General features: G+C 58.0%; 22 protein-coding genes and 1 pseudogene. 6 read left to right on the top strand and 17 right to left on the bottom strand.

Features of this window, described 5'->3' with window-relative positions:
• Positions 1 to 111 precede the first annotated feature (111 nt).
• Positions 112 to 1035 (top strand): NAD(P)/FAD-dependent oxidoreductase, encoded by a 924-nt coding sequence (locus tag D4A92_RS23465; protein ID WP_203020358.1) that lies wholly within the window; start codon positions 112 to 114, stop codon positions 1033 to 1035.
• A gap of 79 nt (positions 1036 to 1114) precedes the next feature.
• Here the strand turns inward: D4A92_RS23465 and D4A92_RS23460 are convergent, their stop codons facing one another.
• Positions 1115 to 2059: a patatin-like phospholipase family protein gene (locus D4A92_RS23460; protein WP_203020356.1), complete on the bottom strand. Its 945-nt coding sequence runs from the start codon at positions 2057 to 2059 to the stop codon at positions 1115 to 1117.
• 773 nt (positions 2060 to 2832) lie between these two features.
• Here D4A92_RS23460 and D4A92_RS23455 point away from each other — a divergent pair.
• Positions 2833 to 4161 (top strand): cytochrome P450, encoded by a 1329-nt coding sequence (locus D4A92_RS23455; protein ID WP_203020931.1) that lies wholly within the window; start codon positions 2833 to 2835, stop codon positions 4159 to 4161.
• A 204-nt stretch (positions 4162 to 4365) separates the two neighbouring features.
• On the opposite strand, the gene D4A92_RS23450 is transcribed toward D4A92_RS23455, so the two are convergent.
• Together D4A92_RS23450 and D4A92_RS23445 are read right to left on the bottom strand one after the other, a co-directional pair.
• Positions 4366 to 4707 carry a hypothetical protein gene (locus tag D4A92_RS23450; RefSeq protein ID WP_203020354.1) on the bottom strand — a complete coding sequence of 114 codons (342 nt, stop codon included), beginning with the start codon at positions 4705 to 4707 and terminating at the stop codon, positions 4366 to 4368.
• A gap of 65 nt (positions 4708 to 4772) precedes the next feature.
• Entirely contained in the window at positions 4773 to 5717 is a 945-nt protein-coding gene (locus D4A92_RS23445) for an alpha/beta hydrolase family protein (RefSeq protein ID WP_203020334.1), read from the bottom strand.
• Between the two features lie 91 nt (positions 5718 to 5808).
• Between D4A92_RS23445 and D4A92_RS23440 the strand changes: the two genes are divergently transcribed.
• Positions 5809 to 6702, top strand: a complete 894-nt coding sequence (locus D4A92_RS23440; protein WP_203020332.1) for an AraC family transcriptional regulator — start codon at positions 5809 to 5811, stop codon at positions 6700 to 6702.
• Between the two features lie 209 nt (positions 6703 to 6911).
• On the opposite strand, the gene D4A92_RS23435 is transcribed toward D4A92_RS23440, so the two are convergent.
• From D4A92_RS23435 to D4A92_RS23400, 8 genes are all read right to left on the bottom strand, one after another.
• Complete coding sequence (locus D4A92_RS23435; RefSeq protein WP_203020330.1) at positions 6912 to 7409, bottom strand: RES family NAD+ phosphorylase; 498 nt, start codon at positions 7407 to 7409, stop codon at positions 6912 to 6914.
• An 11-nt stretch (positions 7410 to 7420) separates the two neighbouring features.
• Positions 7421 to 7771, bottom strand: a complete 351-nt coding sequence (locus D4A92_RS23430) for an antitoxin Xre/MbcA/ParS toxin-binding domain-containing protein (RefSeq protein WP_203020929.1) — start codon at positions 7769 to 7771, stop codon at positions 7421 to 7423.
• Between the two features lie 810 nt (positions 7772 to 8581).
• On the bottom strand, positions 8582 to 9667 hold the full coding sequence (locus tag D4A92_RS23425; RefSeq protein WP_203020328.1) for an ABC transporter ATP-binding protein: 1086 nt from the start codon (positions 9665 to 9667) through the stop codon (positions 8582 to 8584).
• 15 nt (positions 9668 to 9682) lie between these two features.
• Positions 9683 to 10516, bottom strand: coding sequence for a carbohydrate ABC transporter permease (locus D4A92_RS23420; RefSeq protein WP_006728703.1), 834 nt, complete (start codon positions 10514 to 10516; stop codon positions 9683 to 9685).
• Positions 10517 to 10521: 5 nt separating this feature from the next.
• A complete protein-coding gene (locus D4A92_RS23415) occupies positions 10522 to 11445 on the bottom strand; it encodes a carbohydrate ABC transporter permease (protein ID WP_203020326.1) in 924 nt (307 codons plus the stop codon).
• Between the two features lie 105 nt (positions 11446 to 11550).
• Entirely contained in the window at positions 11551 to 12810 is a 1260-nt protein-coding gene (locus tag D4A92_RS23410; RefSeq protein ID WP_203020323.1) for an ABC transporter substrate-binding protein, read from the bottom strand.
• Positions 12811 to 12853: 43 nt separating this feature from the next.
• Complete coding sequence (locus tag D4A92_RS23405; protein WP_203020321.1) at positions 12854 to 14026, bottom strand: PLP-dependent transferase; 1173 nt, start codon at positions 14024 to 14026, stop codon at positions 12854 to 12856.
• A complete protein-coding gene (locus tag D4A92_RS23400) occupies positions 14023 to 14754 on the bottom strand; it encodes a FadR/GntR family transcriptional regulator (protein ID WP_425959434.1) in 732 nt (243 codons plus the stop codon). The genes D4A92_RS23405 and D4A92_RS23400 overlap by 4 nt, the downstream gene beginning before the upstream one ends.
• Positions 14755 to 15293: 539 nt before the next feature.
• Here D4A92_RS23400 and D4A92_RS23395 point away from each other — a divergent pair.
• On the top strand, positions 15294 to 16472 hold the full coding sequence (locus D4A92_RS23395; protein ID WP_203020317.1) for a GGDEF domain-containing protein: 1179 nt from the start codon (positions 15294 to 15296) through the stop codon (positions 16470 to 16472).
• Between the two features lie 604 nt (positions 16473 to 17076).
• On the opposite strand, the gene D4A92_RS23390 is transcribed toward D4A92_RS23395, so the two are convergent.
• Positions 17077 to 17283 (bottom strand): cold-shock protein, encoded by a 207-nt coding sequence (locus D4A92_RS23390; RefSeq protein WP_203020315.1) that lies wholly within the window; start codon positions 17281 to 17283, stop codon positions 17077 to 17079.
• Positions 17284 to 17647: 364 nt separating this feature from the next.
• Between D4A92_RS23390 and D4A92_RS23385 the strand changes: the two genes are divergently transcribed.
• Complete coding sequence (locus tag D4A92_RS23385; RefSeq protein WP_203020313.1) at positions 17648 to 17959, top strand: helix-turn-helix domain-containing protein; 312 nt, start codon at positions 17648 to 17650, stop codon at positions 17957 to 17959.
• A 126-nt stretch (positions 17960 to 18085) separates the two neighbouring features.
• Here D4A92_RS23385 and D4A92_RS23380 read toward each other — a convergent pair.
• Positions 18086 to 18691, bottom strand: a pseudogene (locus tag D4A92_RS23380) (3'-5' exonuclease); the annotation flags it as partial.
• A 362-nt stretch (positions 18692 to 19053) separates the two neighbouring features.
• On the opposite strand from D4A92_RS23380, the gene D4A92_RS23375 reads away from it, so the two are divergent.
• Positions 19054 to 20808, top strand: coding sequence for a flagellin (locus D4A92_RS23375; RefSeq protein ID WP_203020312.1), 1755 nt, complete (start codon positions 19054 to 19056; stop codon positions 20806 to 20808).
• Positions 20809 to 20846: 38 nt separating this feature from the next.
• Here the strand turns inward: D4A92_RS23375 and D4A92_RS23370 are convergent, their stop codons facing one another.
• From D4A92_RS23370 to D4A92_RS23355, 4 genes are all read right to left on the bottom strand, one after another.
• Complete coding sequence (locus tag D4A92_RS23370; protein WP_203020310.1) at positions 20847 to 21521, bottom strand: LuxR C-terminal-related transcriptional regulator; 675 nt, start codon at positions 21519 to 21521, stop codon at positions 20847 to 20849.
• Between the two features lie 471 nt (positions 21522 to 21992).
• Positions 21993 to 22535, bottom strand: a complete 543-nt coding sequence (locus D4A92_RS23365; RefSeq protein ID WP_203020308.1) for a hypothetical protein — start codon at positions 22533 to 22535, stop codon at positions 21993 to 21995.
• Positions 22536 to 22779: 244 nt separating this feature from the next.
• Positions 22780 to 24840, bottom strand: coding sequence for an ATP-dependent helicase (locus D4A92_RS23360; protein WP_203020306.1), 2061 nt, complete (start codon positions 24838 to 24840; stop codon positions 22780 to 22782).
• 538 nt (positions 24841 to 25378) lie between these two features.
• Positions 25379 to 25642, bottom strand: coding sequence for a helix-turn-helix domain-containing protein (locus D4A92_RS23355; RefSeq protein ID WP_203020928.1), 264 nt, complete (start codon positions 25640 to 25642; stop codon positions 25379 to 25381).
• Between the last annotated feature and the right edge of the window lie 3 nt (positions 25643 to 25645).

The following is a 25645-nucleotide window of genomic DNA, read 5'->3' as shown; positions in this document are numbered from 1 at the left end:
CAGCCCTTTGAGCCGTTCCGACTGTGACAGAGGCGCGGTATGGGGCAGCCAGGCTGGCATTTGCTGACGAGGACATTAAGCGCCGCGGCGCGACGACGACTGTGAGGGCATGTGGACGGCGACGAACGAGAACTCGATTGTGCGGTCATCGGTGGTGGACCCGCTGGGTTAACCGCCGCGCTTTACCTGGCGAGGTACCAATTGAAGGTCACCGTGTTCGACGACGGCTTAAGTCGGGCCGCCGCTATTCCTTTCTCGCACAACGTGCCAGGATTTCCCGAAGGGATACGGGGTGTGGACATGCTATCACGCATGCGCGACCACGCTTTGCGCTATGGCGCACACATCGCGAAAACATTCGTCACCGGTGTATCGAGGATAGGGAGCAGATTTCTCGTTTCAGTACAGGGTCGCCAGATCGAAGCCCGTGCCGTGATGATGGCGACAGGCGTGACGGACCGCCGACCTAAAATGCCTGTTGCGCTGCATGACGCCGCAGTCAGCGAGGGATTGCTACGTTACTGCCCAATTTGTGACGGCTATGAGGTCAGTGACAGGAAAATTGCGATCATCGGGGCGGGATCTCATGCCTATTCCGAGGCACTCTTTCTTCGCAGTTTTACCAGGGATCTCTGGCTTGTGTCGCCGGAAGGCGATTTCGACCTGTCGAAACGTGAGATTTCGAGCCTAAAACAACTTGGCGTACAGCTGGTCGCTGGTCCCATGATCGACATCACTTTGTCTGGCAAGTCCATTCGAATAGCAGGAGCCGGGGGTGTGTTCGACTACGACGCCGCTTACCCAGCCCTTGGCTGCGACAACCGTTCCGGGCTCGCGAAGATGGTTGGCGCCGAGCTTACCTCCGATGGCTGTATCAAGGTCGACAAGCATCTGCGCTCTACCATTCCCTACCTATATGCCGCGGGCGACACGGTCGCCGGCTTGAACCAGATCAGCAGTGCTGTGGGGCAGGCCGCGATCGCAGCAACGGCGATACGCAACGATCTCAGCAAGCAGGTGCTCTTGTGCCGGTGACCGGTCTGTCTGCCGGTATGACTGCGAAAAAAGGGGAATGTCCGAGGCCGCCTCCATGATTACGGCTGAGTTTGCAAGGTCACTCCCGTGTCCGCGCGCTCAATACCGTCCTTCTGCCTTCCGCCCACCGCTGCTTCAAGCTATCGCTCCTGAAGTCGATCATCTTCAGACCTGTCTCCATGCTCGCCTCGTCCCGAAACGTATAATGACGGATTGAACTGCGAGCGGATCCGCTGTCGCTTGCAAAGCTATCCAGCTTTTGTCTGATCCTCGCCAGGGCATACCTGCTTTGTGCTGAAAACAGAATATCTTGTGCCCGGATCAGTGCGGTGTCTACCCCGTCTGGGACGGGGCCGTGCGGAATGGCAGCATCGAATGCAAAGCAGGTGACTGGATAGGCTGGCATGTCGGTGAAGAGGGGCTCAATCGGCAGATTGCATACAACACCGGGATCCACATAGTGTCTCTCGCTGAGCCGGACCGGCGGGAAGAAGACCGGAAACGCGGTGCTTGCCATCAGATGGTCCACCGTGAGCTGCTCACGAAGCGTATCAAACGATCGCAGCTCCCCAGTCTCCACATCGACCGCGGTTACAACCACCCTGATTGCGCCGGAATTCAGTCGGTCGAAATCGATAAGCGCCTGTAGTTCGCGCCGCATGGGCGCCGGGTCAAACAGACTGGCGCGCGACGGCATGCCAAACATGCTCCAGTCGATGCGCGGATGGAAAAGGCTGGGGCGGCCGCTGATCAAGGTCTGCATGCCGCCAGCAATTCTGCTTTGCTTGGCGTCTGGAAGGAGCGAGGCCTGCTCGGCGAGTGACCAAAACTGCTTTAGTTTGCTGGCTCGCTCGCCCGCCCCATTGCCGGCGATCAAAGCCGCAGTGATTGCACCGATTGATGCACCAGCAATGGCAGTGGGCTCGATGCCGTTCTCAGAAAGAGCCTCATAGGCGCCTGCATGATATGCCCCGATGGCATTGCCGCCGGAGAAACAGAGCCAGACATCATGGTTGAAATGCATTTCTTGCCCGTTCGGTCGCCGCAAAAGAGGGATGTCACTTGAACAATTCTGGGGCGTGCTGGTTCCAACTGCCCTTGAACCTTGTTACCATCCGCGGCTGACCTGACCTCTCGAATGACCGGCTACCACGCACCTCTCGTGAGCGCGTCATAGGGTTGTCCCCAATCGCCCAATAGATGAGGCAGGCTCTCTTCCGACCCTCGAATTGCATTGCTAGGCCACGCGGGGCGCATCCACCAGCCCACCGTCTGAGTTTGCCCATGCCCATATACGCGCGCTGAAATCGGCGGGAACTTGGGCTTTGCCGTGAGAGTGCTCGCGGAGTGGCAAGACGGTAGGGCATGCAGAACCACCGGGGCATCTTTATCACTTTGACCCGGCTTGGCTTTCGTATCCGCGCCAGAACCTTGGTTACCCGCTATCGAGTGCGTGCGCTGCAGGCCGAGTGTCAATCAAGTGGCGTCGGGTGGGGGATGGGGAGGGCTCCGTGATCAGAAAGCACGACATGTTCAGAGAGGAACCACATTGCCGAGCAATCGTTCGTCCATAAGAGCATTATGGCGCAGCCATGCTCGGACGACTGGCAAAGTGCACTGACGAGCAGGAAGACCACATGCGCCACCTGACGACCCCCGCCCGGGAGATCCCCCGAATTTATCAGGTCCACCCTTTGCGACTTGCTGGACCCGCAGCCTGAACCGAGGTCGCCTGGCAGCACGAAATTGAAACTCTGGAGTTAGATTTTGAGCGAAATCGTGACCGATACAAGCCCGATGGGGCCGATCATTCGAACCCCGACTGCACAGGCTCTCTTTTCTCTCGTTCGAAATCCGCTCGAAGCCGTGCCGCCGTCGATCTTCACCGAGCCACTCGTGTTTTCCAAGACTGCGGGTAGAGTGACGGTATGGATTGCCGATCCAGTCCTGGTGCAGGAAGCACTGGTCAAGAGTGCAACCGTGCTTGGGAAGGGCGATCAGGTGCGCCGCGCTCTCGGTCCTGCTCTTGGACAGGGCCTTCTGACGGCCGATGGCGCGCATTGGAAGTGGCAGCGGCAATCGGTCGCCAGCGCTTTTCGTCCGGCCTCGCTCGAAGCACTTCAGCCTGCGATGATTTTGGCAGCTGAAGATGCCCGCGACCGGCTGCTCAACCCCGTCGAAGGAACCGCTGACATTGGTCACGAGATGATGCGCACCACCTTCGACATCATCGTGGAAACGATGATGTCGGGCGGCCACGGGCTCGACGTTGGCCGGGTGGAGCAGAGCATTACCGATTATCTGGAGCCCAGCGGCTGGACGTTTGCGCTCGGCGTTATGGGAGCACCGCACTGGATGCCCTATCCTGGCCGAGGCAAGGCCATGGCTGCGGTCAGATTTTTGCGCACAAGCCTCGCCCGGGTGATCGACGAGAGACGTCGTGGTGGAAAGAAGCGCCATGACCTTGTGTCCATGCTTCTGTCAGCATCGGATCCGGAGACCGGACGGACGATGAGCGACGACGAGATGGTCGACAACCTGATGACCCTCATCACCGCGGGGCATGAAACCACGGCACTCGGTCTGGCGTGGACCTTCGACCTCCTGTCGCGCCATCCCGACATCGAGCAGAAGGTCGTGAACGAGATTGCTCAAGTGTCTGCCGGAAATCCGATCACCGCGGAGCATATGCCGCTGCTGGCCTATACAAGGCAGGTATTCTCCGAGGCCATGCGGCTTTATCCACCGGCACCCATCATCACGCGCACAGCGTTAAAGGACTTCAGGTTGGGCGCCTACTTGATCCCGGCCGGCACCGTACTCCTCGTGCCGATATACGCCGTCCATCGGCATGCTTTAATCTGGCGGGACGCCGAGCGGTTTGATCCGGACCGGTTCGCGCCAGAAGCGACCAAGGAGAGGCACCGCTTCGCTTACATGCCTTTCGGCGCCGGTCCCCGGGTCTGCATCGGAAGTGGCTTTGCCTTGATGGAGGCGGTCGCAGTGCTTGCAGTGGTCCTTCAAAAGCTCAGCCTGACCAGTGTCGCCACGCAGCCACCCGTGCCATTGATGAAGGTGACGTTGCGGCCGAGGACGAGTTTGGTGATGACGGTGCGGAGGCGGTAGCCATCGGCTGAACGAGCACGAAATTTGGGATGGTTGTAACGCGCGGCCGAGGCGATAGTCATTCCTTGGCTGGACCGCGACTGGAGCAAGGAGGAAGGAGCTTATCGGCGGCTGGTTCGCCCTCCGCCGGCGCTCGACAATCTTCGGCGGGACATTCATCTGAGCTTTGCGGAATGAGCGTCGAGCCTCACAAACTCTTGCTATTCAGAGTTCGAGTTGCCCTTGAAGCCGTATCACATGTCGATGGAAGAACCTCGCTGCTGATCTCACGCGGGCTTCGATAATCCCAAAAGCCTCTGTGCATTTTTGTTGATGTCCCTGGTGCCTTTCGCGCACACCGCTGGCACGGTGCATGCAGGCCGCCTGGAGGTCGATCGAGACCTCTCCCCTCAGCGCGTTGTGATACGCCGCGATCTGCCCGTCGGTGACCGTCGGAGATACTCGGTTCACGAGCGAATGCGCGCCGGTGATGGGCCGATAATCAAGGTGAGTGATGAGGCTGTGCTCTCGGCGGATGGCGCAAAGAGCGAGCGAAGCGGAAGCCAAGTGGGGCCTCCGCCTCGATCGTCCGCTGCCGGACGCCATCCAACGCCGGGGTCTCGACCATCCGGTCACTTCTCGATCAGGTTTCCAAGACTGCTTGCCGGACCTGTGATAGCCGCACGCGCCGAAGACCAGGCACTGGTGTCATGACCGAGTGCTGTGCTCAACCATGCCAGTGTCATGCGCTTCGTTGCTTCCAGCGCATCCGGTGCTTCGACCTCGGTCTCCTTGGCATCGAGACCGGCAATGCCCCCAAGCCCGTGTCCGACGCCGTCAAGCGTGAGCAAGGCATGCGCGCCCACCCCGTCGTGATAGGCATCCGCATGCCACTCGGGGCCACGCCGGGTGAACCGGGGATTGTCGTCCGCCCCGCAAACGACCAGCGTCGGCGTCTTGAGGTGAGAGAAGTCGACGTCAAAGAACGGAAAGCGTTCAGCGTTTTCCTCAGTCAGATCTTTTCCACCCCTTCCGGGCGTCGTGAGAAGGATCCCGGCCTTGATGCGCGGATCGCCAAACGCCTCTCCATGAAGTTGCGCACCGAGAAGCAGGCTGACGGTATGGCCGCCGAGAGAATGTCCCACCGCAGCGATGCGGTCTTGGTCGAGGCGACCAGCGACTGCCGGCGCACGCTCCTCGATATCGGATAGGCGGTCGATGATTGTCCGTATCTCCGCCACACGCTCGCGCCAGAAGAAGGGCGCTCCTTCGGCGTCTGAAGGAAGCCCGCCGACGCGGGAACTGGCATGCGTTGGCTGAATGACAGCAAAGCCGCGTTCCGCCCAGAACTGCGCCATGTGCGCGTAGCCGTCCTTCGAGGCGATGTAGAAGGATGGCCCGTAGCCATGCGACAGTATGACGATGGGGAGACGATGGCCGGCTGCGGGTGCAGTCAGGCGCAGTTCCAGCGGCTGCCGCCCAATCATGTCGAGAAGAATTGGCGAGTAGGCGATTGTGAGTGCGGCGCCGGGCGTCGGAATAGTGCGTGCGATATCGATTAGATTGTTCGTGGTCATCTCTAGGGCTCCTTGTACACCCCCAAGATGGACGAACGCATCTGGATTTCCTATATGTGAACATCCGCATCCATTTAGTGAAAGTCCAGATATGTCTGATCCGCTGGCAGAAATCGTCTCGCTGCTCAAGCCCATGCCGTCCATCGCCAAACTGGTCACGGCCGGTGGGGCATGGTGGGTGGAGCGCCGGGAGCTTGGCAGTCCATTCTATTGTGCAATTGTCGAAGGACAGTGCCTGCTCACAATCGCTGGCAGATCGCCAATTGTCCTTAATGCCGGGGATTTCATCCTCGTCCCACAAATCCATGCATTCACCATGAGCAGCGTTCGAGAGCCTCCGCCGGGTACGTTACCGCAACGGCTGGAGATCGATCCTGGCGTGTTCCGCCTCGGCAATCCTGACGCACCGTCTGAAGTCACGGCCATGGTGGGCCATTGTTCATTCCTGGCGAACGACACGCAGCTGCTCAGCTCGCTGCTGCCGGATATCATTCATGCCCGAGGCGAGCAGCGGCTTATGGATCTCGTCAGAATGATCCACACCGAGATGGTCGGCGGCCTTGCGGCGCGGGACATGATACTTGCCCGGTTGCTGGAAGTTCTCTTCATCGATGCGCTGCGGTGTGCCGGAGGGGCAAAATCATCTCCTGGCCTACTGCGTGGCCTGTCTGACAGTCGCCTGGCGCCGGCGCTGCGCCGGATTCATCAAGACCCGAGCGCCGGTGTATCCATCGAGACATTGGCAGAGACTTCGGCCATGTCCCGGTCGGCATTTTTTGAACGTTTCCGACGGGAGGTAGGCGTTGCGCCAAAGGAATATTTGACGGGCTGGCGCATGGCAATTGCCAAGGACCTGTTGGTACGGCAGGAGATGCCGCTCATCGAGATCGCAACACGGATCGGTTACGGCTCGGCCAGCGCCTTCCACGTGGCGTTCACGCGGCATGTTGGCGTCACGCCAGGCGTGTTCGCCCGAGCAGCCTGACTCGGCCGATCTTTTTCGCAGCTCGGTTTATTACTGCGTCTGGTCGAAAAGGTAAGGGAAGCGTTCCGCTCTGTAGCGTCCGCTCGTGGGACTTTAACTCCCCTGAGAAGCTCCTTGTCGCTCAGCCATGGAATGTCGATCCCGATCAGTCGCGGCAGACGCGGTGGGGCAGAACATCCGTCACTGGGAAACATGCATTGACGGACCAGCTACCGGGAGAGCCGGTTCTCGTCATCGATGACTGTGAGAGTTGAGGGCGCGTCGTCGCCCCACTGCCAAAGGACGAGGTTAAGATCGTCGTCTGATGCGCCGCGTGCAAAACTTCTTACAATCAGTCCCTGGTGGCCATCGGCGATCAAACGCCTTGCAAACGCCTGCGTTTTCGCCTCGCCATTCGATTTCATCTGGTCACGCCAGGTGGGGTCCGCCAGGGCCGTGCTATCCATTCCGTAGGCCGCGAGGGTGGCATCATCCCGACTGTCAAAAACGCGCTCGATGTCCGCCCTGTAGGCGACCAAGGTCGTCGGTTGCAGGCTCCCGACCTGATTGGCCTCTCGGATCGCTGTCACGATCGAAAGCGACGTGTATAACGCGGGGATCCCCTGATTGTTGAACCGCCCACCATAAAGCGCCGCCCCGCGCCCCGATCGCGGTTCGCGGGCGTAAAGGGGGTTAAGTGCTCTGTATATTTCTCCCTTGAAGAACATCGAGGCGCCGATCAGGCGTGAATGCCGGCGTCGACTGCGTCGATGTATTCGAGCACCTCGTTTGCACGTCCATCTCGGACAAGCTGCATCGCTGTCAGGCCTGAAAACCCCGGCAAAGGCTCTGACCGGTACCAAGCATAAGCTATCAATGCGGAACCGAAACGGGGCTCAACCTTGTTGATGATTTCCGTCACTTCGCGCAAACGGCGCTGGGTCTTGTCTGAACGGATCCGGTCCTTGCGCTGGACCGCATCCTTGCCAAGCCCTGCGGTTCGAGCGATGTCCTCACTGGTCGTCAGTAAGATCTCCGCAATCTTGCGTGGGGAAAACAGTCCCTGATCGGCATATCGGGCAAGACTCATGACACGTCCACTTTCTGTGTGCCTGTAATTTTGACGTAATATAGCGTCTAAATTGTCGTCATTCAACAGGGTTAAGCGTGTGGCGTCTGCAGCTGCTTCACCGATGTCAGCGCTGACGAACCACCCCCCAAATCTCACAGGGTGACAAGTTGCGGACGCTGCACATATTGACGTCGCATGGAGAATACGATGCGCAAAGACCAGATTGCTCATTCATCGATGAGATCCTGCAAACGGGCGCTACTCTATGCTGTGGGCAATGACCACTATTTCTTCGGTGATCTGGATGTCCCGGATGACCGAGCCGAAGAGATCAACGCGCGTGTCGAGAGCATCTGTGAGCGGTATGGCCCCAGGGACCATCTGCGCCCCGCAATTGCCCTTCACCTGAGAAGACTTGACCTTTGGATCGATGTCGACGCCGAGAGCCGGCTGACGCGCTGGACCGGCCGATCAGTGTCGCCCGGCACCGTTTCCGCGAGCGGGTAAACACGGATGGCTTGAGAAGAAACCATCCATATGGCCGCGTCAGGGATATAATTGAAGCTTTTCTGACAAAATCGGCGCCGCTGGCCTGAGTCAGTGAACCTGATAGCTGGGCCGTCCTGGATTGCGCTTGATCAACGCTTCGCTTAGCCATCCAAGGTTTCTGCCGCGAACATGCCGCCCAAGATCCTGCCAACTGGTACGCATCAGCCGCAATCCCCCTTCTGGTGGAGCGGGCATGTCAAGGGCCAAGTCTGACCCTTGCTGCCTACCGCCTCTTTCCTTGTTTGAATCGCGGTCGGACGACGACAGTACGGTGCTCGATCAATGACTGGAAGAACGCTCGGAGATGCGCTTGCCCTCTTGGTCGAAGAGATGCAGTTGTTCGATTGGGAAATTGACCCTCACACTGTCTGTTGCGCCCAAGACGCTGCGGTCGAGGGTGAAGACCTTGAATGGCAGCCCGTGCACCGACAGATGCATGATGATGCCAAAGCCGGTCGGCTCGATAAGCTCCACACTGGCTTCGATGGCGCCGTCGGGCGCAATGACCACATGCTCGGGCCGAATACCGAGTGTGACCTTTTGGTCTCCCGCGAAGGACGACCTTTCTTCGACGGCGACCTCCGTCCCGTCCGCAAAACGGATGGCGGCATGGCCGTCCTTGGTGACATAGTGGCCTTCGAGAAAGTTCATGCCGGGCGAACCGATGAAGCCGGCGACGAAGAGATTGGCCGGGCGATCGTAAAGCTCGAGTGGTGCACCGACCTGCTGTACCACACCGCCATGCATGGCAACGATACGGTCGGCAAGCGTCATGGCCTCGATCTGGTCATGGGTGACATAGATCGATGTGGCTCCAAGCTCCTTGTGCAGCTTCTTGATTTCGGCACGCATCTGTTCGCGCAAGCGCGCATCGAGATTGGAAAGCGGCTCGTCGAACAGAAATGCCTTGGGCTGGCGAACGATTGCACGCCCCATTGCCACGCGCTGACGCTGGCCACCGGACAAGGCCTTAGGCCGCCGCTCGAGCAGGGTATTGAGGCCAAGCTTTGAAGAGGCGCCGGCGACGATCTCGGTGATCCGCTCCTTGGCGGTCTTTCTCAGCCGCAGGCTATAGCTCATATTGTCGGCCACCGACATGTGCGGGTAAAGCGCATAGGATTGGAAGACCATCGCAATGTCGCGATCCTTGGGCGGCAGATCATTGACCCGCCGACCCTCGATTGCGACCTCGCCGGAGGTGATCTGTTCTAAGCCTGCAATCATCCGCAAAAGCGTGGACTTGCCGCAGCCCGAGGGGCCGACAAGCACAATGAACTCGCCGTCTTGAATGGTGAGGTCTACCCCATGCAGAACAGGAAAATGGCCGTAGCTTTTGGTCACTGCGCGGACATCGATGGAAGCCATGGTTTTACAGTCCTTTCAGCCTTTGACCGCGCCAGCCGTCAGGCCTTGCACGAGATAGCGCTGGATGAGCAGGAAGAAGAGGCAGGCGGGGATGAGAGCGAGAACACCGGCTGCCATCATCTGCCCGAAATTGACCGAGAACTTCGACACGAAGGATAGAAGTCCGACGGGGAAGGTGGCCGCGTCATTGCCCGAGATCAGCATCAGCGCAAAGAGAAGCTCCGACCATGCGGCGGTGAAGACGAAGCCGAGCGTTGCCGCGATGCCTGGAAGCGTCAGTGGCAGAATGATCTGGCGAAAGGCGACAAACTGGGTTGCACCATCGATCATCGCCGCCTCTTCCAGGTCCTTGGGAATGCCGTCGAAGAAGGACTGCATCAAAAAGGTGGCAAAGGGCACGTTGAAGGCCGAATAGACAATGACAAGGCCCGTCAGACTGTTGGTCAGCCCGAGCGGAGACAGCATCTTGAAGATCGGGGCGACCAGCATGACCAGCGGAAACATCTGGGTCAGGAGCATCAGGCCGACGATCCAGTATTTTGCCTTGAAGCTGAAGCGTGACAGCGCGTAACCCGACAAGGATGCAATGATCGTGACGACGAGGGCGGTCGAGCCGGCAACGATCAGGCTGTTCTTGAAGAAGGTGGGAAAGGCACTGTGGGCAATCACGAAGCGGAAATGCTCGAACGTCGTGGCTGAGGGCCACATCCTCACACCCTCGCTGTAGAGAAGGTTGTTCGGCGTGACCGCCACCTTCAAGAGCCAGTAGAGCGGGAAGAGGGCAACGACGATATAGGCGAGGATGGCAAGCCGATGGGCGACAGTCAGAGCGATGCGGGACGACCTCATGGGGCTCAGTCCTTGTTCAAAAGCGTCTGCCGGAGCAGCACAATCAGCATGGAATAGGCCATCAGCAGCACCAGGAGCACGAGAGCGATTGCCGAGGCATAGCCGAAGTCGAGACGCCTGAAGGCCTGGGTGAAGATGTAGGAGGCAACGATCTGGGTCCGGTCGGCAGGCCCCCCATTGGTCATGACGATGATCAGATCGGCAAAGTTCGAGATCCATACGGTGCGCAGCAGGATCGTGATGGCCATGGTCGGGGCGAGAAAGGGCAGGGTAATCGACCAGAAGCGCTGGAACGGACCGGCGCCATCGATCGCGGCTGCCTCATAGAGATCGCGCGGAATGGCCTGAAGGGCTGCAAGCAGTGTGATGGCAAAGAAGGGAATGCCCCACCAGACATTGGCGATGATCGGCCCCCACATGGCCAAGGACGGATCCGAGAGGATGTTATTGGGTTCGCTCAAGACGCCCATGGAAAAGAGCCAGTGGGGAAGTGGGCCGATAACCGGATTGAAGAGCCAGGCCCAGTTGAGGCCGGCGAGAAAGCTTGGCACCGCCCAAGGCAGGAAGACCAGCGCCTGGGCAAGGCCGCGACCATAGAAGGGCTTGTCCAGCAAAAGAGCGAGGATCAGCCCCAAGGTAAACTGCAAGACGACAGAGGCACCCGTCCACCAGAGTGTGTTCTTCAGCGCCCGGTAGAAGTCGGCGTCCTGGCTCAGCACTTTGAAATGATCAAGACCGATGAAGCCGCCAGAAAACGGATTGAGAAGCTGAATATCGCGAAACGCATAGGAAATGCCGAGCGTCAAAGGCACCAGCATCACCGCAACGATCAGGATCAATGCCGGCGCGCTGTAGAGATAAGGTTCCGACGCATCGGCCATGCGCTTGAGAAGCGTTCGCCGATCGCCCCGCTCAAGGGTCGCCGTCATTGTTCAGGCCTTCATCTGCTTGGACGTGTCAGTGCAAGTGACTGTCTCAGTGTCTGTTTTAGGAACCGGGCAAAGCAGGTCTCGCTCTGCCCGGTCTTTGACGCCTTACTGTTTCGCCAGGTGCTTCTGCTGCGCCTTGGTCAGGTAATCGGCCCACTGGTCGGCGAGCTCCTGAGGCGTGATATCGCCAAGCAGCGCTTGCTGCGAAGTCTTGATGACGAGCGAATCCTTGAAGAAGGCAAATTCTTCCAGATGCGTCGGCATCACCGTCGGCACCGCATTCTTGTCAGCCAGTTCTTCGAACCAGCCCTTGAACTGTGGGCTTGCATAAAAGGGATCGCTTTCGGCCGATTTGAGTGCCGGCAGGGCGCCGGTTCGCTTGTTCCACTCGATATTGCCTTGTTTGCCCTGAAGGGTGGCAATCAGCTTCCAGGACAGATCCTTGTTCTCGCTTGCCGCCATCATCGACCAGCCGGCATAACCAATGGTCGGGAAGGTCTTGCCGTCGGGCCCCTTCGGCATGGTCATGACGCCGTAATCGTCATCGCCCATATGTTCGGCAATCGCAATCAGGGCATCGGGATCCTGGTCGAGGAAGGCGCAGGTGCCGCTGTAGAAGCCGGCGACGATCTCGTTGAAGCCCCAGTTGACGGAATCCTTTGGCGCGTAGCCTTCCTTGTAAAGATCGATCAGCCAGGTGAGACCCTTGACCCAGCCTTCGGAATTGAAGGTGGAGGTGCCGTCCTCGGTGAAGAATTCATTCGATCCGGCCATCGACGCACCGAACATCACCCAGCCGTTCAGGCCACCGGGTCCACCACGCAGGCAATAGCCATACTTGCCGGGAAGAGCCGAGACCTTCTTGGAGGCTTCGGCAAATTCGTCCATCGTCTTTGGCAGTTCTGTGACCCCCGCCTCTTCCAGGAGCTTCTTGTTGTAGAACATCGCTCTCAGATAAAAGCCGTAAGGCAGCATATAGGCGGTGTCCTTGACGTCACGGCCAAGCTCAAGCGCGCGATCGGACAGATCTGCCGTCTGATCCCAATCCTTCAGATAGGGCTCGAGGCTCTCGACAATGCCGTTATTGGCATAAAGCGACAGCCAGGTGTCGGGCATTTCCATGACGTCAGGGATCTCGCCGGCCGAGACCATGGTCGCGAATTTCTGGAAGGCCTCGCCCCAGGGAAGCGAGATGATCTCGACCTTGGTGCCGGGGTTTTCCGCCTCGAAGGTCGAGACGATCGATTTTAATGTTTCGGTGCGCTCAGGGCTGGTGATCACTTCGACCAGCTTCAAGGTGGTGTCGGCAAGTGCCGTTCCCGCCATCAGGCTGCTGATCAGGGCTGCTGTCAAAACTGCTTTCATGTTGAAGTTCCTCCTCTGTTTCTTGGTTGGGTTAGGACAGGGCTTATGTTTCCTGGGCGGCAGAAAATGCCCCCTCCAGGTCCCTCCACAAGGCCTCGGTTCCCTCGAGGCCGACATGAAGGCGCACGGACCGCGGGTTCATGCCAAAGGCATGTGCGGAATTCGGTTGGGCCTTTTGCTGCAACACGACCTCGCCGGGCACGACCAGGCTTTCGTGACCGCCCCAGCTCACGCCGAGCTTGAAGAGCTGCAGGTGATCGCAGAAACGCCTGATGTCGACGCCTTGGCGAAGCACGAAGGAGAAGAGACCCGAGGTGCCGGTGAGGCCAGGCGGCAGTTGATTGGCAAGGCCCGGATGATTGACCTCTTCGACGATGTCGAGAAATTTCAGCCGTCGTGCGATCTCGATTGCAGAGGCTTCATGGGCCTTCATTCGGATCGGCAAGGTTCGCAATCCCCGGATCAGCAGCCAGGCATCAAAGGGCGACATCTTGCCGCCGAGATAGGGCAGGGTCTCGGTGCGGATTCGGTCGATCAGTGTCTTTGAGCCGGTGACGACACCGGCCACCACGTCGCTATGACCACCCAGATACTTCGAGGCGGAATGCAAGACGATGTCGACACCGAGCTCAAGCGGGCGCTGGAAGACGGGGCTTGCCCAGCTGTTGTCGATGACGCTCAGCGCACCGTGTTTCCGGCCAATGCCCGCAAGCGCTGCCACGTCATGGGTTTCCATGATCCAGCTTGTCGGGCTTTCGAGATAAAGCAGTCTGGCACCGCTCAAGGCGTGGTCGACGGCCTCGAGATCCTTGCCATCGACATAGGTGACCTCCACCTTCATCCGCTTCATCAGCGTTCCGAACAGGCGATAGGCATCGGGGTAGAGATTGCGGACAGCCACGATCCGGTCGCCTGGTTCGACGAAGGTCAGGACCGTTGTTGAGATTGCCGCCATGCCGCTGCCGAAGCCGAGTGCATCTTCACCGCCTTCCAGTTTGGCCAGCATTTCCTCGAAATGACGCACCGTCGGATTGAGGCCGCGCGAATAGACAGGTCGGTTGCGCTCGCCACGGTAAGTGGCAACCATCTCGTCATAGGTCTCGAAGGTAAAGAGCGAGGTCTGGACGATCGGCGGAACCACAGCCTCGAAGGCGTTTGTCTCGTCATGGGCGACGCAAAGCGATGCATGTTCAAACCAATCGGAGCCGATGGTCATTTGGACATTTCCTTGATGTCTTCCTCGACGATGTCGAGGATCTTGATGGTCTCGCGCCGTGCAGCCTCGGTGTCCTGGGCGACGATCGCGTTGAACAGGGTGCGGTGATAGGGAAAGGAGCGGCGCGCAAAGTCCGGGCGGTCAAACGGCGTGTCCCAGAAGCTCTCGAAGGCTTCGCGCATCTGTTCGAGCAACTGCCTGAACAGCGGATTATGGGTCGCATCATAGATGGCGAGGTGAAAGGCCAGATCTTCCTTGCCGGCGGTGCCTTTTTGAAGATGGACACGCTCCATCTCCTCAAGCGCTGCACTGATATACAAGATATCGTCCTGGGTGCGCCGGCGGGCTGCTGCCATGCAGGCTTCGCATTCGATGCCACGGCGCACCTCGAGCGTCTGCAACAGGGCGTCACGCAGACTGCCCATGTTGACCGAGAGCGGCATATGGATCGTGGCTGAGGTGATCGGCTTCACGAGATAGGTACCACTGCCCTTGCGCGTTTCCATCACGCCCAGCGCCTGAAACTGCCTGATGACCTCGCGGATTGTCGAGCGACCAACGCCCAGTGCTGCCATCAGTTCACGCTCGGCTGGCAAGCGATCACCGGCCGCAAGCTCGGCCTGTTGAATATAGGCAGCCAGCGATTCCGACACCTGGCGGCCACGGTCTGCGGGCGGGAGAGGGGTGAGAGATGAAACCACGTCAGGCCTCAAAAATTGGTCTGACATCATATCAATCAGGCGGGATCAGTCTTGTCAACCGACGAGCATACAAACGCGAGCACAGCAAGAGAGAGCACATTGTCCAAGAAAGAGGATCGAGAACTCACTCGCCGCGCGTCCTGCGAAAGGAGTGTGCTGCACTTTCATTGAGGTGCAACAGTTCTGCCGTGATGTGTCGAAAGGCGGTTAAATTCGTGCAAAGGAGGCTGAAAGCTGCGGCTCCTGCGGCTCCTGCGGCTCCTGCGGCTCCTGCGGCTCCTGCGGCTCCTGCGGCTCTTGCGGCTCCTGCGGCTCCTGCGGCTCCTGCGGCTCCTGCGGCTCCTGCGGGGCCCGATGTCAGGTGTGGCCACCCCAGGCGAGTGAGGGACTGATTGCAACTGAGCGATGTCAGAAACGTGATACGGACTGTAGGGAAAGGTTCGTCTCAAGCACCGATATTTAACGTTTGCGCGTAATATTCACCCTGAAAATCAAGGGGATAAAGAAAATCGGTTGCCGATCACACCAATCTTCCCACGATGCCAGCTTTTTTCTGAGTAGTTCTGATGGATGCCAAAGACCTGCTTTTCTATTTGCCACTGACCGTCTTTATCGGCCTTTCGGTGTTTTTTCTGCTCTTGTGGCGCCTGGGCCTGGCATCATCCTGGCATTGGTCGGTGGGCTTCTTGCAAACCGGGCTCGGCTTTGCCCTTTCCACATTTCCGGTGGAACCGCGATTTGATCAGCTGGCATCTGGGATCTTGTTCATTGGTGCCGCCTATTGTTACGGCAGCGCCTTGATGATCCATTTCGGCGTGGACCGAGCTGCTCTGGTGAGACGCTGCCTGGCACTCTCCTTCCTTGCCCCTCACATCTATTTTATCTTCATCGATCCCAATCTCCGGCTTGTCCTTTTCGTGATCGAGATGGTCTTTTCGAGCCTGCTGGCAATCGCGGTCTTCAAGGTGGTCGGCCGTAGCAAGAATACAGCCGATCGTTTTCTGATTTTTGCCAGTTTCCTGGCGGTGCTCGATAGTCTGGTACGGGGCGTTGTCTTCACCTTCATCTTTCCTACCGGTGAAGCGATGAGCGAATTCGTCGAGTCCGCCTATAATCTTTCGGTCCATGTAACGACGCTGACGATCTGTCTGCTCTTCCCCTTCTCTGCGATCACAGCACTTGCCCTGAAATCGGTGGACAAGCATAGGCTTGCAGCAGCCCGCGATCCCATGACTGGATTGTTGAACAGGCGTGGATTTGAAATGGCCGTCGAGCAACTGGCCAAAAGCGGCAAATGCGCAGGCGCTGTCGTCGTTGCCGACATCGATCACTTCAAGGCCATCAATGACGCCCGCGGGCATGATGTCGGCGATCAGGTGATCATCGACATGGCATTAAGGCTCAAGCAGATGGCCGGCGAAAACACATTGCTGACCCGTTTCGGCGGAGAGGAATTCGTTATTCTTTTGCCCGGTGCCTCAGAAGCGGACGCGAAACACTGGGCAGAGACGATGCGCAAAAGTCTGAAGGACACTTCAATCACCAGGCTTCACGGGCAGTCGTTTACCGCGAGTTTCGGGGTCAGCGAAGTCGCCGACCTGAAACATGATGTCCTCACGGCGATCGGCCGCGCCGATGAAGCACTTTATCTTGCCAAGCGTAATGGTCGGGATCGTGTCGAATGCGCAACCACCGTCAGGGAACGCTCTGTTGATAGCCGGGCTCAGGTTACCTCATTTGCCTGATCGGTCATGCGCTGCCTGATCGAGAGCTCGGATTTGAGCGCGACAGCCTGTCTGAAGCTTCAATATCCCTCCAACTTTTCTCGCGGTTTACCCCTCGACCGGCCGAGCCACTGTTTGGCCGGAGGACTGAAGACAACAGGCTTGGTCACAGCTGGCAGGCTGCTCGCTGCAGGGTCTTGGAGTCCTCAAATTCGACTTAGCAGCGCGTGGTTCGGGGTACCGAGAAGAAGGTCGAGCAGGCAGGCTTTCCAAGCGCTGGCAGTAGGACAGATTGCGTATCTCAGGTGCAGTTGAGAGGCTTGGGAGGTCACCCGATCGCACGGCGTGAACACGCTAAAGTTGTCATCGCCACGCGGGCCAGAGTGCAGGCGACGGCAGGTCACTGTTCGAGAGTGGACCTTGCAGAGATCTGCAGCAACCCTCGTCGAGTCAGCGTTCTGTTGCCGAATGCGATTGTCTGAAATGGTCGCTTGAAAGACGCGCTTTGGCCGCGAAACGGCAGAGGCATATAAGGCGCAGCCGTACGCCACCCCTGCAGGTTGAAGGGACGCGCACTTTGCCCTGATTTGGCCAATCGCGCGCGTCGCCATTGGGCTCAATAGTATCAGCGCAGAACGGTGACGTTCTCTGCCTTGGACTTGCCGGTCTTGCGATCCTGGCCGACATCATAGTTCACCTTCTCACCATCCTGCAGCGGGCTGCCCGTGCTAATCGCAGAAATGTGGACAAAGACGTCAGGGCCGCCCGCGTCGGGGGTGATGAAGCCGAAGCCCTTGTCCTGGGCGAAGAATTTGACGATGCCGGTTGCCATAATGGTGCTCTCCTAGATGCATTCTTGCACAATTCGCATAACGGTTGAGGCCCGATACGGCAAGTCGCCAGAGACGTGCTGCAGATCTTTGGGGGCATCGACGCCGGATGCGCGTCTGGGTTCGGTTGCTTTACGAAAGGCCCGGTCAGGTCATTTGAGAGGCAGTTGCGCGTTCGGTCTGAATTCCAGCGCCTGGTGCATTCCAGAAGCTCTGACGCGGCATCGCCTTCCGATCGGTCCGCATAGGCAGTACCAGCCATCACCGCCCTAACGAAAGACTGGCTGCGCTCCGGGGACTTGCTTGACAAGTTTAAGCCTGTCTTGAACATCGTGGCTCATGAAATTTACTGCATAAGGCATTGTGGTGGCAACTGAATCAGAAGACCTCCTGCTCATCGGTCAGAAACTGAAGGCAACTCGCAAAGAGCTCGGCTATTCGCAAAAGCGGGTGGCAGAAGAGGCGGGAATTTCGCGTCTGCGTTATCAGGACATCGAAGCAGGTCGCAGCTCCGCCCGAACGACGACCCTGATCAATATCGGCCGTGCCATGGGCCTCGAATTGATGTTTGTTCCGCAGGTCTGGGTGCCGGCCGTCACTGCGCTGTTGAGGCCGGATAACTTTGTTGATGACACGCCGGGCCTTGTCTTTACCCAACTTGATGATGATGAAGCTTGAGAAGGCTGCTGGTCGCCAGTGATCTGGCCCCGCGCTCATTGACGCTTTACTGAGGCCAGGAAACATCGCTTCACGGGCGATCCCTTTGGTTGAGACGCATGATCGCCCTGGTCGCCTCTTTGGGCGTCAATTCCACATGCCGCGCATCTTGGCGGCAACGTCAATCCTGATCTGGCTTGCACTGCGTCCCGTGGTGGTCGCTGCCACCTTCGGCCAACTTGTCTGCTCGAAAAACTGCAAGAGCATGGCCGGAATGAAGCGCGTCCGCGAAGCATAGACATGTCTGTCGCCCCTGGAGTTCTGGCCATGGGTGTAGAAGCGTTGCGGCGTTATCAGACTGAGGCTGTCGCGGGCTCTGGTCATGCCGACATAGAGCAGTCGGCGTTCTTCCTCGAGCTCATCCGTCGTTCCCGCCCCAAGGTCGGACGGCATGCAGCCATCAACGACATTCAGCATGAAGACGGCACGCCATTCCTGACCCTTGGCAGAGTGGATGGTCGAGAGGATCAGGTAGTCTTCGTCAAGCAGCGGAACGCCCGCCTGATCACTTGTTGCTTCCGGCGGATCGAGCGTCAGTTCGGTCAGGAAGCGCTCCCGGCTTGGATAGCCTGAGGCGATCTGTTCCAACTGCAGGAGGTCGGCCTTCTGGGTCTCGGGTAATTCATGGATCCGGTCGAGATGCGGATCGTACCAGAGCCGTGCCTGTTCGATCTCGCCGGGCCAGCCATGTTCATGTCTGCGACGGCGTTTTTCGAGGAGCACCTTTTAGAACTTCACAGTAGGGAGCCTCTCTCACCCAAGCTCTTGCTTCCATGGCCCTGGGTTCTTTCGAGCGGCCACCATTCCTTACATGAAACACGGAATCATTTCTTGATTGAGAATCCAGATTCGCCATCCAAAAATATGGCGCTGGATCCATTGACGAGCGTCTCATCGAGCACAAATTTCTATTTGCCCTTCTAAGATGAGGGGGAAATCCCCGTTGCATATTGGCGCGATTGTTAAGACATTGTTTAGCATGTTGGCGGCCGGAGTTTCCGCTACTTGGCTCATGATGACGCCCGCTTATCGAAATCAATTTTCAGCGACGTGTCATGACAAGCATCCTTTCAAACACCGCATCCATGGCCGCTTTGCAAACTTTGCGAAGCCTATCTGCATCGCTGCAGACGACACAAAGTCAGGCATCATCGGGGCTCAGGGTCGCGTCCGCGTCGGATAATGCCGCCTACTGGTCAATTTCCACGACGATGAGTTCCGACAGGCGCGCTGTTTCTGCGATTTCGGACGCTCTTGGCCTTGGTGCTGCCAAGGTCGATACGGCTTATGCCGGAATGGAAGCGGTCGTTGACGTCCTTGCAGAGTTCAAGGCGAAGCTTGTCGCATCCAAGGAAGATGGCGTCGATAAGAAAAAGATCCAAGCCGAGCTCGAGCAATTCAAGCAACAAGTCGTTAGCATCGCTGAGGCGTCGAGCTTTGGCGGACAAAACTGGTTGAATACTGATATCGCCGAACTTGATGAGCCCACACAAAACAGGGTCTCTGTCGTCTCTTCTTTCATCCGATCGGCCGGCAGTGGCGTGTCAGTGGACACGACAGAGGTCGCACTCGACGAAATCTCGCTTTTTAACAGAACTGGTGGGGGCCTGCTCCAATCAGCCAAGATCACAAAGCAGGTCATCACCCCAGGTGGCCTTCCCTCCGATATTGGCGGCCTGCAAAATGGTGCAGTCTCTGACACGCCGCATTATGGCCATTCATGGTTTACATTCGCCGGTGCCCGCAGTCTCGGGCCCACCGATCAGATCTCCTTCAATGTGATGGTCGACGCCAACGCGCCCTATTCCGCCGGCAGCAATTACTCAGTCGTGATTGATCAAGCGCTGGTGAATTCCGCGCTTGGAAAGTCAGACGGATCTATCACGGGTACCGCTGAGATGGTCACCGTGATGAGGGCTGCCTTGACTGCCGCTGGCGTGCCCGCAGACACCTCGCATGATTTTCACTTCTCACCGACTTCCGGTAGCGGCAGCCTGATCGATGTCTTTTCGCTGGAGACGACCGCTCCAGGGCAGGGGTCAAGCATCGCAATTGGATCGGTCAGTTCGACGCTTGCCAGTAATTACAGTTTTGGCCTGTCGCAGGCCTATCAGCACGTCAATATTCGGCCCGCCGCCTACGTCCCGTTTACGGCAGGCTTCCAGTTCCAGCTGACGCCGTCTTCGCAGTTCTCATTTGACGTCAACTTTCCGTCAGCCGGAACCAGTCAGACCTATACGGTCACCAAGGCCGATGTGGATGCAGCTCTTGGCACAAGCGACGGCCTTGTCGGTAGTGTTGCTGATTTCGCGACAGTGCTGAATTCTGTTGTCAGCGAACTGAATTTCTCGTCTTATAGCGGCAATCTTAGCATTAGCCCGGATACCTCCGGACCGCATGTCGGGCGATATGCGGTCTTCAACATCTCGAATACCAGTGTGACGGACATACTCACAGTCGAGACGAACTCGACCTATGTGACCTTAAGCGGGTTTGATTTCCTATCCATCGATATAACCGATCCAGGTGCCGATATTGATGACCTGATTTCCGCTCTCGACGTTATGTCACAAGCTGTTGTCTCTGGTGCCTCGATACTTGGTGCTTTGCAGTCAAGAATTGATCTCCAAGCCGGGTTTGCCGAAGAGATGATGGCAACGATCGACAAGGGTGTTGGTCGTCTCGTCGACGCCGATCTCAATGCGGTGTCGACTAGGTTGAAGGCGCTTCAAACCCAGGAGCAGCTTGCTTTACAAAGCCTTCAGATTGCCAATACGCAGCCCGAGATCATTCTGTCACTCTTCCGCTAGTTCCAGTCCGTTGACGTGACAGCGGGTGACTTCTCACCTTATCTCTTGAGTTGGGAAGTGTTCTCGCTGACCTGTGCGGCGACGATCTTTGCAACGAGATGAACGAGATTCTCAGCCTCGAAGCGGTCCTTCAACCGGCCAAGGCGATGCTCGATCGTCCGCGGTGATAAGTTAAGCCAGTCGGCGATTTCCTTGGTCGTGTGGCCTTCGATCAGAAGCTGTATAACATTTTCATCGATGGCATCCGTCTTCGCCTCGAGCATTTTTGGAAGCAGGTAGCGCGTAACCACCAGACTGATGCACCAGTTTGGTCTTTCCGCGGCCTTTTGGGGCAGGATGAGACGTTCATATCCAACCTGGATTGCACCGATCTGTGACCTGACCATCTCCTTTGTTGGGCGTCTCAGCATCAAGGCCCGTGTGTAGGCAGGGATCATTGATTGATCGACAAAGTCTCGGTCAAGCACACGCAATGTCGTGTCGGCAAAAGCTGGGGCGAGCTGCGCAAGAAGTGAGCTGCGGAAGCTAAAATTACGGATCCGACGCAATTGCCAATCATAGGGATCGTCCGCTTCTGTATTCATGACGAAGAGCGCCATTTTGGCGTTGAGCCTGTTGGCGACGTCTGCACAGATCTCTGCGGTAGAGGTTGTGCCGGAGGACGTCAGCCAGGTGTCTATCAGGGCGCGGGACAGTAAATTGAACGAATCCATAAGCACTTGCAACAAAAGAGTTTATTGAACAATGGTGCTTACAGGCGACAACCAAAGCCTGCAAATTTTTTCTTTCAACCCCTGACGATTTTGAGAAAAAATTAAACCGCAGCGTGTCGATAGTATCTTCGTTGGCAAGCTTTATTCCATTTGCCGACACGTTCTCCAATTGCGAAATTTAGGCGACCTCTGAGCCAAAAGTGTTGTCGCAGCGCGTGTGTCAGCGTCGTCTCGCAGCTGATGACGGAAATGTACGCGGCTAGCGACGTTTAGTGATCAATGCGCTTTACATGTCCAAGACCGGGAGCCAGTAAGGCTGCTTTAGCGCATTGTTATACATGAAGCGTCGCTCAAGCTGTCTACTTGGGGTGAGCTGCCGCGCAATGGCCATTTATGCTTCTCGGTAAGAGCAATGGGGGCACAGACGATTTTGCTATCGCCTGTGGTTTCCTCTTTCATACTTCTCGCTCATCATTTTTTCCCCCCACCGTCTTGTTCGTCACCTTGATCGCGATCGAGCCCGCACCATACGCCGGTGGCCGGGACCATGACTGGTCGAGGGGTTAAGCGGATCGTGTAGCGTTGACAAAGCCGCTCTGTGATGCGGCCCGCGATTGCCTGCCTTGCCCGGTCGCGCTCCCTCGCATCTATCCCAGCCAGGGCTCGTGCCTCATTGTCGGCCACATCATTCAGGACCTTTTCGACATGGTGGGCAACACGGCTGAGGATCACGGTGCGATCGTCCTTGTAGAAGCTGAGCGATGCCGTCACGGTACGGACAATTGCATCTACCATGGTGGGGGTCAGATGCCAATCACGGCGACGGCTTGGGCCATATCCAGCAAAGCCCCGAATTGTCGTGCGACGGAAGCAGCCAAGCGCAATGGCGACATTGAGCTGAAGACGCTCTCGAGGGTGATATTGCATGACAGCGCCTGCCTTCAATGGCGAGAGAACGGAATTTGTTCCTATTATGTTCTCAAATCGGTCGAGGTCAAGAGCGATGGCGGTCAAGCATTGAAGCGGAAAGGTGTTGTCCCCGCTTGCTGAGGGGCCGCGGTGTCAGTGCCTTTCCGGGCAAATGGGGCAGTTCATCAGGCGCCATCTCGGGAAAACGGCGAGCAGGGTCACGAACCTGTCGATGTCTTCTGGCTGGCTGTCACTACCGCGTTCAGGTGGTACACCTGCCGCCACATTCAATTCGATGAGAAACAGGACTGCGGTGTCGCCCCGCCGAATTTTCCTTGTTGACTGGGCTCTATTTCCACATGCCGCGCATATTTGCCGCGACATCGATACGGATTTGGCTTGCACTACGCTGGGGCGTGGACTGGGAGGCCTTCGGCCAACTTGCCTGCTCGAAAAACTGCAAGAGCATGGCGGGAATAAACCGCGTGCGGGATGCATAGACATGCCGGTCGCCCCGGCTGTTCTGTCCATGGGTGTAGAAGCGTTGCGGTGTGATCAGGCTGAGGCTGTCGCGGGCTCTGGTCATGCCGACATAAAGCAGTCGGCGTTCTTCCTCGAGCTCATCCGTCGTTCCGGCCCCAAGGTCAGAGGGCATGCAGCCATCAACGACATTCAGCATGAAGACAGCACGCCATTCCTGGCCCTTGGCAGAGTGGATAGTGGAGAGGATCAGATAGTCCTCGTCAAGCAGCGGCACGCCCGCCTGATTGCTGGTTGCGTCCGGCGGATCCAGTGTCAGTTCGGTCAGAAAGCGTTCGCGGCTCGGATAACCGGACGCGATCTGCTCGAGCTGCAGGAGATCTGCCTTGCGAGTCTCGGGGTCCTCGTGGATCCGGTCGAGATGCGGCTCGTACCAGAGCCGCGCTTTCTCGATGTCACCAGGCCAACCATGCTCGTCCTTATGCAAGGCGGAAAGCAATGTGACGAAAGGCGCCCAGTCATCGCCGGTCTTGGGCGGCGGGGGGATCTCGGCAAGCGACAACAACGGCTGTGGGTCCGCGGCAATCGTGTCGAGGATTGTGGCGGCCCTTTGTGGTCCGATGCCCGGCAGCATCTGCAGCACCCGAAACCCGGCGACCCGATCACGCGGGTTCTGGGCGAATCGGATGATGGCCAGAAGATCTTTCACATGCGCGCTGTCGAGAAACTTCAGGCCGCCGAACTTGACGAAGGGAATGTTGCGTCTCGTCAGTTCGACCTCGAGGGTGCCGCTATGGCTCGATGTCCGGAAGAGCACCGCCTGCTGCTTCAGCGCAATGCCGACTTCGCGGTTGGCAAGGACCTCCTCTACAATAAAGCCCGCCTGATCGTTCTCGTCCTTGACGGTCACCAGACGCGGCTTTTGTTCGGACGACCGGTCGGTCCAGAGGTTCTTGGTATAGCGCTCGCGCGCCAGACCGATCACACCATTGGCTGCGACCAGGATCGGCTGCGTCGAACGGTAATTGCGTTCAAGCGTGATGACGTCGGCAGGCTTTGGCGAAAACTCAGTCGGGAAGTCGAGGATGTTTCGGATGGTTGCGGCTCGGAACGAGTAGATCGACTGGGCATCATCGCCAACGACGGTCAGGCCGCGGCCGCCGGGTTTGAGCGACATCAGGATCTGTGCCTGTAGCCGGTTGGTGTCCTGGTATTCATCGACCAGCACATGATCAAAGCGATTGCCAATATCGTCGGCCAGTTCAGCATGTGAGACCATCTGCGCCCAATAGAGCAGGAGATCGTCGTAATGGAGGACACCTTGCGTCTGTTTGGCCGCGACGTAACCCGCAAACAGCTCCTTCAGCTCTGTTTCCCAGTTGATCGCCCAGGGATAGGCGGATTTGAGCACCTCTCTGATCGAGCTTTCAGCATTGACCACGCGCGAATGGATCGCAAGGCAGGTCCCCTTGGTCGGGAAGCGGGTCTCAGTTTTCGACAAGCCAAGCTCGTGGCGCACAAGGTTCATCAAATCGGCGCTGTCCTCCCGGTCATGGATCGTGAAATCGACGGGTAGGCCAATCTGTTCGGCATAGAGGTGCAGCAGTCTTGCGCCGATCCCATGAAACGTGCCCGACCACAAAAGACCGTCAGCAAGCGCCTTGTCGCCAAGCACCTGTCGGCAAATGCGATCAACGCGGCGCGCCATTTCGGAGGCTGCCCGACGTGAGAAGGTCATCAGGAGGATCCGGCGGGGATCAGCGCCGTTGAGGATCAGATGGGCGACACGATGAGCGAGCGTGTTGGTTTTGCCTGAGCCGGCACCTGCGATGATGAGGAGCGGGCCTGCTGCTGACGGCTCGCCCGGGCCGGTGCCGTGTGTGACCGCGTCCCGTTGTCGTTCGTTGAGGCTTTCGAGATGGGCGGTCATGCGGTCTCGTCTGATGTTTGAAGCAGGCGTGCGATGCTCATTCTGTGGCCGCTGCTGCGGGGTTGCATGCTGCATGAACAAAGATAGAAAATATCAGGTCTGGGTCGCTGTTCAAGCGGCGTATGGATCTGAGGAGTGGCCCGTTGGCTTGGTATGAGGTCGGGAGCGGCGCGTCGCTTGCGGAGCAGGTCACGGCCAGCGCAAGTGGGAGCCGGGGGTCCTGTGACCGGGTCAGGCGGCGTGTCTGCGAGCAGCCTTTACGGGAGGCGGACTGGTGAGATGGTCGCCGGTAATGTTTCGCGTAGGTGAGGTGCGTTGAACGGCAGGATCGCCGCGGGAAGGCGATTGGTCGACCCCTGCCAACTGCCCGCTAGGACAGGTTCGTTGTCAGCCGTACAGATTGCCAATTTCTTGTTGCGTTGAGTCTGTTTAGCCAAAGCGGGCGCTCGTTCTTTAAGCCCATGTCTTTTGCGTTCTAATTTCATGCGCCTTCGGGGGCTGCTCGTGGCCACTCCTTCTCTACCTAGCCATCGTGGGATCAGCTGCCGCTCTTGCGACCGGGGCGTAGAACGGGAGGCATCTCGTCTCCAGGCAACGGGCTCATCAGCAGGTCAGATACGGCGCAGTTCAGCGCCTGAGCAATCTTCCCCAATGAATCTATGCCCAAGTTTACTTGCTTTCGCTCGATCTGCGAGATGGAGACGCGTTCAATCTGGGCCTCCAGAGCTAACCGCTCTTGGGAGAGACCTCGCTCCACCCTCAGTTTCCGTATGTTCCAGGCTAACAGTTCGCGCGGTGTCATACG

Origin of the sequence: Rhizobium rosettiformans (assembly GCF_016806065.1) — a bacterium.
Classification (GTDB): domain Bacteria; phylum Pseudomonadota; class Alphaproteobacteria; order Rhizobiales; family Rhizobiaceae; genus Allorhizobium.
Note: the sequence above shows the minus strand (reverse complement) of the source record. Positions and strands in the feature narration are given on the sequence as shown.